The organism is Halorubrum depositum, from assembly GCF_007671725.1.
Lineage (GTDB): Archaea > Halobacteriota > Halobacteria > Halobacteriales > Haloferacaceae > Halorubrum > Halorubrum depositum.
In genome coordinates, this window is the sequence record NZ_VCNM01000001.1 from 1,328,192 (window position 1) to 1,340,865 (window position 12,674).

A 12,674-nucleotide genomic window follows, 5' to 3' on the forward strand; every position below is an offset into this window, starting at 1 on the left:
TCAGGTTATGGGAACTCAAGGTCCGCGCGGCGACGCCCTCGAGCTGGAGGACGCGGTGGGGGGTATCCCGGACGCCGTCTGGCAGTACACGGCGCTCGGCGCCGCCCTCCTCGTCGGTTTCGCCCTCCTCAGCCAGAGCCTCGTATTCGGCGTCGCGGCGCTCGCGGTGTTGCTGGCGGCCGTCACGGTCGTCAGCGCGGTCGAGATCGTCGACGCCTACGAGAAGGAGGCGCTCACGGTGTTCGGCGAGTACCGGAAGCTGCTGGAGCCGGGCGTCCACCTCATCCCGCCGTTCGTCTCGCGGACGTACGCGTTCGACATGCGGACGCAGACGATCGACGTGCCGAGCCAGTCGGCGATCACGCGGGACAACTCGCCGGTGACGGCGGACGCGGTCGTCTACATCAAGGTGATGGACGCCAAGAAGGCCTTCTTGGAGGTCGACGACTTCAAGAACGCCGTCTCGAACCTCGCGCAGACCACGCTCCGCGCCGTCCTCGGCGACATGGAGCTCGACGACACGCTCTCCCGACGCGACCAGATCAACGACCGCATCAACGAGGAGTTAGACGAGCCGACCGACGAGTGGGGGATCCGCGTCGAGGCCGTCGAGGTCCGCGAGGTGAGCCCCTCACAGGAGGTCCAGCGCGCGATGGAGCAGCAGACCGGCGCCGAGCGCCGACGCCGCGCGATGATCCTGGAAGCGCAGGGGGAACGCCGCTCGGCGATCGAACAGGCCGAGGGGGACAAACAGTCGAACATCATCCGCGCGCAGGGGGAAAAGCAGAGCCAGATCCTGGAGGCGCAGGGGGACGCGATCTCGACGGTGTTGCGGGCTCGCTCCGCGGAATCGATGGGCGAGCGCGCCATCATCGAGCGCGGCATGGAGACCCTCGAAGAGATCGGAAAGGGCGAGTCCACCACGTTCGTCCTCCCGCAGGAGCTCACCAGCCTCGTCGGCCGCTACGGCAAGGCGCTCTCCGGCTCCGACGTCCAGCAGATGGAGGGGTTAGAGGGGAAGGAGTTCGACGAGGAGACGGAGAAGCTCCTCGGGTTAGAAGATATCGAGAGCGCCCTCGAACAGCTCGACACGGTGGCCGACAGCGACCTGCGGACCGACGAGACCCGCGACGCGGACACGGCTCGCGACGTCGACCTCGCCCGTCAGGAGGAGGAGACCCGCGAGGCCGAGCGGGACATCGAGCTGGAGGCCGAGAGCGAGCGGCCGGGGACGTAAGCCCGACTCGCGGCTGCCACACGGCGTCGACGGAGAAGCTCGCCGGAACTACGATCGCGCCGCCGCACGGGTCGCTGACGTTCCCAGAGCCGAAGACGCCTACCTCGAGGCGGACCGGGACATCGATCTGGAGTCGGAGACGGAGTGACTGAGACGGTAGGCGAGCCGCTACGAGTAGCGATCAGCTTTCACAGGCTCTACACTCGAGAATATCTCGACTGAATTTTTGTGCGGCATTCACGCTGTGCTGATAGTAGAGGCTCTTGACTCCTTTCTTCCAAGCTTCTATGTAGAGCTGATTGATCTCCTTGACGCTCACTTCACTCGGATCGATCGAGATGTTCACGCTCTGTGCTTGGTCTATGTGTTTCTGTCTCTGTGCTGCCTGATTGATGATCGCCATCTGCGGTATCTCGGCGAAGGTCTTGAACACCTCTTTCTCTTCGTCCGTCAGACACTCGAGATGTTGAACGCTCCCGTCTTTGTTTGCGATGCTGTCCCAGACTTCGCGCGTGTCTTCCCCCCGCTCCGCCAGTATCGCCTGAAGGAATCTGTTTTTTTGCGTCGACTTTAGCTTCGCACCGTCTCGCACGAAGTAGTTCGATTTCAGCGGCTCGATGCTCGGACTGACCTGACCCAGGATGACGCTGCTCGATTTCGTCGGAGCCACGCTCATCGTCGTCGTGTTCCGCCTGCCGTAGCCCTCGAGAACCTCCGGCTCCCCGAACTCATCCGCAAGCGCTTCACTCGCCTCGTAGCTCCGCTCTTTGATCGTCCGGAATATCTCCCCGTTCTTCTCCATCGCCTCCATGCTGTCGAAGGGGATCATGTTGCTCTGGAGGTAGCTGTGCCACCCGAGGACGCCGATCCCTATCGCTCTGTGCCTCTTCGCGAACCGCACGGCCCGCTCCATGAACTGTACTCCCTCCGTGCGCTGGATGAACTCCTCCATCACCGCGTCCAGAAATCGCGTCAGAGTCTCCACCGCATCGGTGTTTTTCCATTCGTCGTAGTGGAGAGCGTTCATACTTGAGAGACAGCAGACGAAGCTCTCGTCCGCCGTGGCCGGCAGCGCTATCTCGGTACACAGGTTGGACGCGTTAATCTGGTAACCTTTGTCCTTGTAGACCTGTGGCTTCCCCTCGTTCATGTTCCCCCGGAAGATGATATACGGAACGCCGATATTGATCCGGGTCTCGATGATATCCGCCCAAGTCTCTCGCTTCTCTTCGTCGCCGTCGATCATCGCCTGAAACCAGTCGTCACCGATGATGACGCCGTAGTAGATGTCCTGTACCGGGTCACCTTCGGTTTTGATGTTAAGCCATTCTTCCAAGTCGTCGTGTTCGACATCTATGTAGCCGGCGAACTGCCCTCGTCGGGTTTCGCCCTGGCTGATGACGTTGATTATCGTATCGAACAGCTCTGTGAAACTGTAACTCCCGTTGCTCTTGCCGTTGTTCGTTATCGAACTGCCTCGCGGCCGCAGCTCACCGAAGTACCCGCTCGTTCCCCCGCCCTGCTTGGTCATCTCACCCACCTCGGCTTGGGTGTAGAGAATACTCTCTATGTTATCCGCCATGTAGCTGCCGAAGCAACTGATAGGAAGGCCTCTGTCCAGTCCGAAGTTGGACCACACCGGGCTGGCGAGACTATAGAAGCCGCGGCTCATGTACTCGTAGAACTTGTCCGCGAATCCCTCCTCGCCTAGAATCTCTTCGGCGCGCTCCGCTATCTGTCTGACTCTCTCTTCCGCTTCGACGCCCTCAAGCAGGTATCCCTCTCTGAGAAACTCCCTACTGTCCTCGTTCAGCCAGTAGAACGGTTCGTTATGCTGTTCGACAACTCTGTCGAGTTCTGTTTGTGCCATTGTTAGAACATGTCCTCGGCGGTAACGCTCTGCGTGTGTTTGTTGTACGTGGTCGACCGCTTGCTGAAGAAGTCGTTATCCTTGGTCATCATAATGTCCTCGTCGAACCAGCGCGTCTCTTCAAGCAGGTCGTCGTCCGTCTCGAATATCGGTTCCACGCCGACGTTTTCCAGACTCTGATTGAACCGGTCTCGCAGAAACGCGTCGACGTGCGCCCTGGGAAGGAACTCGAGCTCGCCGTCATCGAATATCCAATTCAGAATCTCCAGCTCTGCCTCGTAGGCCTGCTGACAGGCCTCTTGGACGTCCTCCTCGAAGTCGTCATCGAAGAGGTCCGGGTTCTCCTCTCTGATCGTCTCCACCAGCTCAATCCCGAACAGACCGTGAATCTGCTCCTCTTTGCTGGTTGCTTCGACAGCGTTCGCTATCCCCTTGAACTTCTTTTCGTGCTTGTCGAAGCTCGTCATTATGAGGAACTGGCTGAATAGCGATACGTGTTCGACGAACGTACTGAACAGCAGGATGCTCATCACGTACTCTCGTTCATCACCACTCTCGCTCTTCTCCAGATACTCATCGAGATACTCGATCCGCTCTTTGATCGCTGGCTCCTCAGTTACCTGCTCGAAATCGTCCGTGATTCCTAAGACGTCGAGTAAGTGACTGTAGGCGTCCATATGGCGCACCTCGCTTTCCGCAAAGGTCATACCCACATTCCCGACCTCGGCTTTGGGCATCTCCTCGTAGATATCCGACCAGAACGTCTTCACCTGCACCTCGATCTGCGCGATAGCCAACATCGTCCGCTTGATAACGGTCTGTTCAGCAGGAGTCGTGTTGACCTTGAAGTCTTGGACATCTCCGTCGAAATTAAACTCCGTGTGTACCCAGTAGCTGTTCCGGATCGCCTCGACGTAGTCGAGAAACTCGCTGTACTCGTAGGGCTTCAGCTGTTTTCTCTCCGAGAAGATGTCCGTCTCTATATCTGCGGCTGTACTCGCGTTCGTGTTTGCGTTTTCGCTTTCACTCATCGTTGGTCATCTCAAACATGACCGATTGCGTTGAATTGCCTCTGCCACTGTCTATCATCAGTCTGGTGAGTCCGACCGCAGTCGTGTCGCTCGGGAGACGGTCTTACAGCGTAACGTGAGTGTAGCCGTGTGAACCGTATCGGACCACACAGACTCCACCATCATAAGTATTACCAACAGAATTGCAGTATAACAAACTCACTTTCATACGAGACGGGCGGAGTCGTTCCTCCGATCCACGGATGGGCGGTACCGAGACGGGGATTGAGCGGTAATCTCCGGTTACGGGTGGTCGCTACAGTGCCCAACTGGCGGCGTCAAGCACCCGCACTAGTCTAATCACGATGACTCCGCCGAGCAGTTCGGCGAGAAGCACGAACCCGGAGCCGGACGCGAGCGAGAGACCGACGAGACGTGAGACTCGAACAACGTCGACCTCACCCGGCAGGAGGAGGAGACCCGCGAGGCCGACCGCGACGTCGAGCTGGAGGCCGAGAGCGAGTGCCCGGGGAACTAGGGTCGGAGTCGGCCTCGAACGAATCCGGCCCGTCAGGGCCGCCAGTTCACCGGATCGACCGCCCAGAGCGCGCCGACCGCGAGGACGCCGGCGACGCCCCCGGCGACGAGCGCGAGCGCCGAATCGGGAACCGCGACGACCGACGCGAGCAGCAGCACCGCGCCAACGAGCAGCGAGAGGGTGTCCTCCGTGGTCGCGGCGCGGACGACGGGCGCCACCGCGCCGCCGGCGAGGGCGCCGGCCGCGACCGCGGCGGGCGGACCGGAGGTCAGCGTCGCGAGCGCGTCCGACGCGGCGAACGCGGCGAGCGGCGCTCCGAAGTCGGCGCCGATCCCCGTGCCGAGCGCGAGCGCGCCGACGGCGCCGAGCGCGGGAGCGAGGAGGGCCGCGCGCGCGGAGAGGTCGGCGTCGGCGAGCGCGGCCGCGCCGGAGACCACCAGCACCGACCCCGCCGCGAGGAGCGCGGGAGCGGCCAGAAGCGATCGCGGAGCGGGCACGACGAGGTCGGGGTCGCCGGACGCGGTCGCCGATCCGGGAACGATCGCGGGCGCGACGGCGGCCGCACCCGCGAACGCGACGGCGGCGACCGCGAGTAAGGCGAGACCGAGGAGGCGGCGACGGAGAGCGATCATACCGACCGGAAGACCGCCGAGACACAAAACGATCGCGGGACCGAGACGGGATCGCCCTCGACACCGAGACGGGCCTACACGGTCACGCCGGCGCGGTCGCCGTCGATCGAGACGACGACGCGCTCGGGCGGCCCCCGCTCGTCCGTCAGTCGGATCAGGAGGGTCTTGACGACCGGCTCGTCGGTCTCGACGTCGCCGCGGACGCCGACGCGGTCGACGGCGATCCGGAGCGATCGGTCGCCGGTGCGGCTGACCGCGCCGAGGCGGAGCTCGACCTCGGGCGCCGTGAGCCGCTGGGCGACGACGAACACGGCCTCCCCGCCGTCGTCGACGAAGGCGGTCGCGTCGACGAACGCTCGCGCCTCCGCGGCGTCGGGACGGAGGGCGTTCCTCGCCGCCGCGCTCGACCGGAAGGAGGCGGCGTGGGTGACGATCTCCGCGGGGCGGTCGAGGACGCTCTGCCCGTCGATCAGCGGGTTGCCGTCGACGTAGCGGCTCCGGACCCCCAGGTCCCGGGGCGTCGACGCCGCGAGGTCGTGGAGGCGGTCGACGCAGCCCGCGGTGGCGACGGTGAGGGCGCCGGCCACGACCGCGCGGCGATACATGTGACGGGCTCTGACGGTCGCGAATAAAAACCCAGCCGTCGCGCTCGCGACGCGTGATAATCGGATTCGACCGGCGGGCTACTCGTCGATCATCGGCGCGGGGACGCCCCCGTCGTCGGCGTCGAGCTCGAAGGCGCGGCGGAGCTCGGCGATCCGGTCGCGGATGTCCGCGGCGAGTTCGAACTCCAGGTTGCTCGCCGCCTCGTCCATGCGCTCTTCGAGCGCCTCGATCTGCGCTTCGGCCTCGTCCTCGCTCTCCACGTCGCCGACGCTGACTCCCGAGGTGTCCGTCTTCGAGCCGGGGAGGTTCGTCTCGCCGACCGGCTTGTCGATCGTCGTCGCCTCGTAGCCGTGCTCGGCGTTGTACTCCAGCTGGATCTCGCGGCGGCGCTGGGTCTCCTCGATGGCAGCCTCCATCGAGTCGGTCATCCGGTCGGCGTAGAGGACGACCTCGCCGTTGACATTGCGGGCGGCCCGGCCCATCGTCTGGACGAGGGTCGTCGTCGAGCGTAAGAATCCCTCCTGATCGGCGTCGAGGATAGCGACGAGGCTCACCTCCGGGATGTCGAGCCCCTCGCGGAGCAGGTTGATCCCGACGAGCACGTCGATGTTGCCGAGCCGGAGGTCGCGGATGATCTCGTGGCGTTCGAGGGTGTCCGTCTCGTCGTGCATGTACGCCACGTCGATCCCGGCCTCCTCGAAGTACTCCGTGAGGTCCTCGGCCATCCGCTTCGTCAGGGTGGTGACGAGCACGCGTTCGTCGCGCTCGATCCGCTCGTCGACCCGCCCTAAGAGGTCCTCGACCTGTCCGGTCGCCTCCGTCACCTCCACCTTGGGATCGACGAGGTGGGTCGGCCGGACGATCTGCTCGACGATCCGGTCGGAGGTCTCGCGCTCGTAGTCACCGGGGGTCGCGGAGACGTAGAGGGTTCGGTCCGTCTTCCCCTCGAACTCCTCGAAGGTGAGCGGGCGGTTGTCGTAGGCGGTCGGGAGCCGGAACCCGTTCTCGACCAGCGAGTCCTTCCGGGACTTGTCCCCCTCGTACTGCCCCTTAATTTGGGGAATCGTCTGGTGGGACTCGTCGATCACGGTGAGGAAGTCGTCGGGGAAGTAGTCGAGGAGGGTGTACGGGGCGTCGCCCGACTCGCGGTCGTCCATGTGGACCGAGTAGTTCTCGATCCCCGAGCAGTAGCCCGCCTCGCGGAGCATCTCGACGTCGAAGGTGGTGCGCTCCTCGATGCGCTGGGCGGCGACGAGGTCGCCCTGCCGCTCGAAGTAGCTCACCCGCTTCTCCATCAGGTCCTCGATCTCCGCGATCGCCTGCTCCAGCTTGTCGTCGGGGATCGAGTAGTGCTCGGCGGGGTGGAGCATCACCGCGGGCTCCTCGCTCACGACCTCGCCTTTCATCGGGTCGACCTTGATCATCCGGTCGATCTCGTCGCCCCACAGCTCCACGCGCACCGCGTACCGCCCGTACATCGGGTAGATCTCGACGGTGTCGCCCCGCACGCGGAAGGTGCCCTGCGTGAAGTCCACGTCGTTGCGCTCGTAGTTCAGGTCGACGAGCCGAGCGAGCAGCTCCTCGCGGCCGACCTGCTCGCCGACCTCCAAGCGGAGCGCCATGTCGCGGTAGTTCTGCGGATCACCGAGGCCGTAGATGGCCGAGACCGAGGCGACCACGATCACGTCGTCGCGGGTGAGCAGCGAGCGCGTCGCCGAGTGGCGGAGGCGGTCGATCTCCTCGTTTATCGACATCTCCTTGTCGATGAACGTGTCCGTCTGCTCGACGTACGCCTCCGGCTGGTAGTAGTCGTAGTAGGAGACGAAGTACTCGACCGCGTTGTCCGGGAACAGCTCGCGGAACTCCTCGTACAGCTGGGCCGCGAGCGTCTTGTTGTGGGCCAAGACGAGGGTCGGCTGGTCGAGCTCCTCGGCGACCCACGAGACCGTGTTCGTCTTCCCGGACCCCGTCACGCCGAGGAGGGTCTGCTTGTCGGCGCCCGACTCGTACCCCTCGACCAACTGCTCGATCGCCTCGGGCTGGTCGCCCGCGGGCTCGAACGGGGCGTCGACGCGGAGGGGGCGGTCGACGGTCGGGCGGTCCTCCGAGAGGGGGGAGTCGGCGTCACTCACGATACCGGTCGTTGGCGGCGGAGGCACTTGAGCGGCGCGGGGATCGACGGCGGCGCGGTCCCGTGCGAGCGGTCACATCCCTCTGCGAATGTCTTTCTTATCGCTCCCTCGCGACAACAACCCGATATTCTCGTTCGGCGATCGCTCTCCGGATCCGGCCAGATGGACGAGCGGGGCGTCCAAGGCGGTCGCGCTCGCGTAGGTCGGCCCCTCGTCGCCGTCATCGTCTCCCTGTCTGCCGAGTACCTTGACGTTCACGGCGTTGAGCCCCTTCCGCCCCTCGTCGGTCTGCGTCAACGCGTGCGACGCCATCGCCTCGATCAGTTCCGCCTTATTCATCTCGGTTCCCTGTACCCGAGCGCTACCGATCGCCGACCCGTATCGGCTCCGGTCGCGGGAGAACCCCTCGACGACGCGGTCGTCGAAGTCGTCGCTCTCGATGTCGTCGGGGGTCACGCTCGCGACCTCGGTCGGTCCTTCGTCGAACAGGAGAGTCACCGAATCCTCGTACAGCGCGCCTTCGTCGAGGATCCACCCGCCGGCGAAGACGAGCTGATCGTCGCGGACGATCCGCCGAACGTAGAACAGCCCGGGCAACGGACACGGGCAGTTTGCCGGCGTCACGGCCACGGGACAGACGAGCGTCGGGCTCACCGACACGTCGCCGTCTCCCGGCATCACCATATCCCTGTCCTCGCCCAAGATGATCTCGCCCCACGAGTCGAGCGTCTCGGGCTCGCGGAGGGTGCCGTCGGCCGCGACGAAGACGCACTTTCCGTCGGTGTCGGCCGACGCCGGCGCGCCGCTCACGACGGCGCCGCCCTCGGTGCTGTAGCCGACGATACCCCGGTTCTCGGTGCGGTACGTGTCGAGTTCGGCCGAGAGAATCGTCTGACAGGCGAGGTCGCGGTGGAGCGACACGGGACCGTCGATCTGGATACAGCCCTCGTCGTCGTATTCGATCCCGAACTGCGGACGGTATTTATTGTGGAACGGCGTGTGTCGTCCGCCCTCCTCGTACGACGCGGCGAAGTAGCTGAGCACGCGTCCCGGCGTGAGTTCCTCGGCGAGCGAGCCGAGATCGCCCGGCAGACCGGCGTCGGGCAGGCAGACGGTGAAGCGCTCGCCGACGGTCGGCGCGTCTCGCAGGTACTCGATAACGTCGATGAACCGCGGTCGCCCGGGGCGACGTTCGACGAGTACGTCGTCGAGCCGCTCGATGTCTCCGAGGACGATCTCCTCGACGCCCGCGAGCTCTCGCACCGCCACGGCCCAGTTCGCGTCGTCGACGGCTCGACGTGCGATCCGAACGCCCTGCGCCCGAATGTCCGAGTTCTCACGGACGGTCTCACAGACGCCGGTCCCGCATTTGTCGAGTTTCGGTCTGAGGGCAGTCTCGGTGTCCTCGATGAACCCATCGAGGGCGCGTTTCGCTTCGTCCGGGGCGCGTCGCTCCACGGCGTCCTGTGCGGTCACGACGTGGCCCAGCAGCTCGAGTTCGACGTCCAGAATACCGTCCGCGTCATCGTCGTCGTCGACGATGTCGTCGTCCGGGCCGCCCCACCACTCGGAGCTGGGTTTGTTCGAACGCGAGGAGTTGTAGTCCTGAGCTTTCGTCGCCCCGCTGACCGAAAATCCTTCGAGCTCGATTTCCCGGGAATCGGCCCGAGCTGTCGCCGGCACGTACGTAACCCCGACCGGGCCGGTGCGGAGGACCTGCGCCCGGTCGCTGCGTTCGCCGTCGGTGGTGCTACCCGCTCGCTCGTCTCCCGGCGGCCGTCCGGCGTAAAACGCCGCCGGCGTGGAGACCGTCGTCCCGAGCACCTGCTCGCCGGCGCGGTCCACCAGTCCGTCGAGGCCGGAACACCCCGCGAGCCCGCCGAGCGCGACTACCCCACCGGCGGCGAGAACTGCTCGTCTCGTCGGTCCGAGCCCGTCGGTGCGGCCTCCGGTTCGGCGTCTCGCGTCGGTGGGTTTTGTACTCATACGTCATTCATAATGTTTTATAAGTATATAAGATAGAGTATATTAGCGCGCTAACTCGCACGCGGTTCGTCCGGTACCCGGATCCGCCGTCGGTACCGGGTTCGCAGCGACCGAGCCATCGGACGAAAACGTTTCCCCGCCTCCCCGCGACGCTCTCGGTATGCGCATCGCCGTCCCCAACAAGGGCCGCCTGCACGACCCGACGCTCTCGCTTCTGGAGCGCGCGGGACTCCACGTCGAGGAGACCGCCGACCGTCAGCTGTACGCCGACACCGTCGACCCCGACGTGACGGTGCTGTTCGCGCGCGCGGCCGACATCCCCGAGTACGTCCGGGACGGCGCGGCCGACCTCGGGATCACGGGCCTCGATCAGGCGGCGGAGTCCGGCGGCGTGGCGGACGACGCCGCGTCCGCGGCCGACGGCGACCTCGTCGACCTGCTCGATCTGGGATACGGCTCCTGTAAGCTCGTCCTCGCGGCGCCGGAGGACGGCGACGTCTCGACCGTGGAGGACCTCGCGGGCGGGACGATCGCCACCGAGTTCCCGGGCGTCACCCGCGACTACCTCGACCGCGTGGGGGTCGACGCCGACGTGGTCACCGTGACGGGCGCGACCGAGCTGACGCCCCACGTCGACATGGCCGACGCCATCGTCGACATCACCTCGACGGGGACGACGCTGAAGGTGAATCGCTTGGCCGTGATCGACGACGTGCTCGCCTCCTCGGTGCGGCTGTTCGCCCGCCCCGACGTGGTCGACGACGCGAAGGTCGCGCAGGTGCGCACCGCCTTCGAGTCCGTGCTCGCGGCCGACGGCCGGCGCTACCTGATGATGAACGCGCCGAAAGAGCGGCTCGACGACGTGAAAGACGTGATCCCCGGGCTCGGCGGCCCGACGGTGATGGACGTCGAGGCCGACGAGAACGGGAACGGGATGGTGGCGGTCCACGCCGTCGTCGAGGAGCGCGACGTGTTCGCGACGATCTCGGAGCTGAAGGCGGTCGGCGCGAGCGGCATCCTCGTCACCGAGATCGAGCGGCTGGTGGAGTAGCGGGAGCCGAGCGGAGCCGACCGATCCCCCGCGGATCGGCCCTCGCGACTCAGTCGCCGTCGGCTTCGATCAGCGCCTCCTTCTCCGCCCGCGTGAGCGACTTGATCGCGTGCTCGCGCGACATCGCCGCGGACTTCGAGTCGAACGACTCGACGTGTCGCAGCGTCACGGGCGTCCGCCCGCGGGTGTACTTCGCGCCCTCGCCGGCGTCGTGCTCGGCGACGCGCCGCTCCACGTCGGTGGTGTAGCCGGTGTACAGCGTCCCGTCCGCGCACTCGATCACGTAGACGCAGTGCGGCGCGTCCTGACTCGGCGTCGACACGGCGTCCGGTCGGCGCGGGCGCGAGGAATAGCTGCCGGTCTCGGCTCCGGCGGGATCGACCGATTCAGTCCCCGGTACGGGCGCGCTCCCGGGAGACCTCGGCGATCCCGGCGTTCGCGGAACAGTCCGGACAGGCGTTCAGGTCGCCGTGCTCGTCCGCGAAGACGCGTGCGAAGCGGTCCGAGACGTGCGACCCGCAGTGGTCACAGCGTGGCATTCGGTACCGGTGTTCACCGGCGGGGGCCCTAGGGATTGGACGAACAAATACCCTTTTTCACCCCCGCCAGCTTCCGGAAAGCCACGTATAAACGCCCGTCATAGGTCGGGTGACTCCGACGCCGGCCCGGGCGGTCAGTCGCCTCGCGCCGCGTCGACCGCGCGGGCGATAAGCCCCGCCTGCGCGCCGGCGACGAAGCCGGCGTCGACGTTCACCGTCGTGAGCACCGAGCAGGACTGGAGCGCGCCCTGGAGCGCGGCGACGCCCTCGCCGCCGGCACCGTACCCCGTCGACACCGGGAGCGCGATCACCGGCGCCGCGACGAGCCCCGCGACGACCGTCGGGAGCGCCCCCTCGCGGCCCGCCGCGACCACGACGGCGTCGGCCTCTCGGATCCGCTCGCGCTGGTCTAAGATCCGGTCGAGGTTCGCGACGCCGACGTCGTCGACGCGGTCGACGGTCGCCCCGATCTCGCGGACGACGACCGCCGCCTCGCCCGCGGCCGCCGCGTCGGCGGTGCCGGCGGCGACGACCGCGACCGTCGCGTCGAGCGCTGGCGGGTCGAAGTCGGCGGCGTGGACGACCACCGTCCCGGCCCGTTCGTCGCGGTCGACGGTCGGGGCTGGCGAGTCCGGAGCGTCGAGGTCGAGATCCGCCATCGCCGTCCGGATCGCCGCCGCGTCCTCGGCGTCGGCCCGGGTGACGAGCGCGCGGCCGGTCGTCTCGACCGCGGTCGCCGTCAGCGCCGCGACCTCCGCCGGCGTCTTCCCCTCGGCGAGGACCGCCTCGGGGATCCCTCGCCGGTGTTCGCGGGCGGCGTCGAACCGGCCGGCCGCCGTCGTCGCGTAGCCCGCGAGTCGCGATTCCGCCTCCGCGACGCCGATGTCGCCGGCGTCGAGCGCCTCGAGCGTGTCGCGCATGCGTCACCGTCGGAGTCGGAACGGGTCGAACCTATCGGTCCGCGGCGGACGAGCGGCCCCGCTCACCGACCGGTCTCACAAAGCTTATAAGGGAGCGTTCCGGCACCCCCTCGCGAACGGGCCGCAGGGAGCCCCTCGCGGTCGAATTCAGGA

General features: G+C 66.2%; 11 protein-coding genes. 2 read left to right on the forward strand and 9 right to left on the reverse strand.

The window, feature by feature from the left end:
* The first annotated feature begins 7 nt into the window (after positions 1 to 7).
* Positions 8 to 1,237, forward strand: a complete 1,230-nt coding sequence (locus FGM06_RS06840; protein ID WP_144798359.1) for an SPFH domain-containing protein — start codon at positions 8 to 10, stop codon at positions 1,235 to 1,237.
* A 181-nt stretch (positions 1,238 to 1,418) separates the two neighbouring features.
* On the opposite strand, the gene FGM06_RS06845 is transcribed toward FGM06_RS06840, so the two are convergent.
* The 6 genes from FGM06_RS06845 to FGM06_RS06870 form a co-directional block, all read right to left on the reverse strand.
* Complete coding sequence (locus FGM06_RS06845) at positions 1,419 to 3,107, reverse strand: ribonucleoside-diphosphate reductase subunit alpha (protein ID WP_144798360.1); 1,689 nt, start codon at positions 3,105 to 3,107, stop codon at positions 1,419 to 1,421.
* A 2-nt stretch (positions 3,108 to 3,109) separates the two neighbouring features.
* Positions 3,110 to 4,138, reverse strand: a complete 1,029-nt coding sequence (locus FGM06_RS06850) for a ribonucleotide-diphosphate reductase subunit beta (protein ID WP_144798361.1) — start codon at positions 4,136 to 4,138, stop codon at positions 3,110 to 3,112.
* Positions 4,139 to 4,687: 549 nt separating this feature from the next.
* Entirely contained in the window at positions 4,688 to 5,287 is a 600-nt protein-coding gene (locus FGM06_RS06855) for a hypothetical protein (RefSeq protein WP_144798362.1), read from the reverse strand.
* 74 nt (positions 5,288 to 5,361) lie between these two features.
* On the reverse strand, positions 5,362 to 5,892 hold the full coding sequence (locus FGM06_RS06860) for a hypothetical protein (protein WP_144798363.1): 531 nt from the start codon (positions 5,890 to 5,892) through the stop codon (positions 5,362 to 5,364).
* Positions 5,893 to 5,970: 78 nt separating this feature from the next.
* Complete coding sequence (uvrB, locus tag FGM06_RS06865) at positions 5,971 to 8,025, reverse strand: excinuclease ABC subunit UvrB (protein ID WP_144798364.1); 2,055 nt, start codon at positions 8,023 to 8,025, stop codon at positions 5,971 to 5,973.
* 72 nt (positions 8,026 to 8,097) lie between these two features.
* Complete coding sequence (locus FGM06_RS06870; protein WP_241662536.1) at positions 8,098 to 10,011, reverse strand: hypothetical protein; 1,914 nt, start codon at positions 10,009 to 10,011, stop codon at positions 8,098 to 8,100.
* Positions 10,012 to 10,171: 160 nt separating this feature from the next.
* Here FGM06_RS06870 and hisG point away from each other — a divergent pair, with 160 nt between their 5' ends.
* Positions 10,172 to 11,062 carry an ATP phosphoribosyltransferase gene (gene hisG, locus FGM06_RS06875; protein ID WP_144798365.1) on the forward strand — a complete coding sequence of 297 codons (891 nt, stop codon included), beginning with the start codon at positions 10,172 to 10,174 and terminating at the stop codon, positions 11,060 to 11,062.
* Positions 11,063 to 11,111: 49 nt separating this feature from the next.
* Here hisG and FGM06_RS06880 read toward each other — a convergent pair whose 3' ends face one another.
* From FGM06_RS06880 to larB, 3 genes are all read right to left on the reverse strand, one after another.
* Entirely contained in the window at positions 11,112 to 11,384 is a 273-nt protein-coding gene (locus tag FGM06_RS06880) for a GIY-YIG nuclease family protein (RefSeq protein WP_144798366.1), read from the reverse strand.
* A gap of 64 nt (positions 11,385 to 11,448) precedes the next feature.
* A complete protein-coding gene (locus tag FGM06_RS16010) occupies positions 11,449 to 11,601 on the reverse strand; it encodes a DUF7563 family protein (RefSeq protein ID WP_008847299.1) in 153 nt (50 codons plus the stop codon).
* A 134-nt stretch (positions 11,602 to 11,735) separates the two neighbouring features.
* Entirely contained in the window at positions 11,736 to 12,521 is a 786-nt protein-coding gene (gene larB, locus FGM06_RS06885; RefSeq protein ID WP_144798367.1) for a nickel pincer cofactor biosynthesis protein LarB, read from the reverse strand.
* Positions 12,522 to 12,674: the final 153 nt, after the last annotated feature.

Coding starts and splice junctions, on each gene's coding strand:
- FGM06_RS06840 (WP_144798359.1), top strand. CDS start 8: ATGGGAACTCAAGGTCCGCGCGGCGACGCCCTCGAGCTGGAGGACGCG.
- FGM06_RS06845 (WP_144798360.1), bottom strand. CDS start 3,107: ATGGCACAAACAGAACTCGACAGAGTTGTCGAACAGCATAACGAACCG.
- FGM06_RS06850 (WP_144798361.1), bottom strand. CDS start 4,138: ATGAGTGAAAGCGAAAACGCAAACACGAACGCGAGTACAGCCGCAGAT.
- FGM06_RS06855 (WP_144798362.1), bottom strand. CDS start 5,287: ATGATCGCTCTCCGTCGCCGCCTCCTCGGTCTCGCCTTACTCGCGGTC.
- FGM06_RS06860 (WP_144798363.1), bottom strand. CDS start 5,892: ATGTATCGCCGCGCGGTCGTGGCCGGCGCCCTCACCGTCGCCACCGCG.
- FGM06_RS06870 (WP_241662536.1), bottom strand. CDS start 10,011: ATGAGTACAAAACCCACCGACGCGAGACGCCGAACCGGAGGCCGCACC.
- hisG (WP_144798365.1), top strand. CDS start 10,172: ATGCGCATCGCCGTCCCCAACAAGGGCCGCCTGCACGACCCGACGCTC.
- FGM06_RS16010 (WP_008847299.1), bottom strand. CDS start 11,601: ATGCCACGCTGTGACCACTGCGGGTCGCACGTCTCGGACCGCTTCGCA.
- larB (WP_144798367.1), bottom strand. CDS start 12,521: ATGCGCGACACGCTCGAGGCGCTCGACGCCGGCGACATCGGCGTCGCG.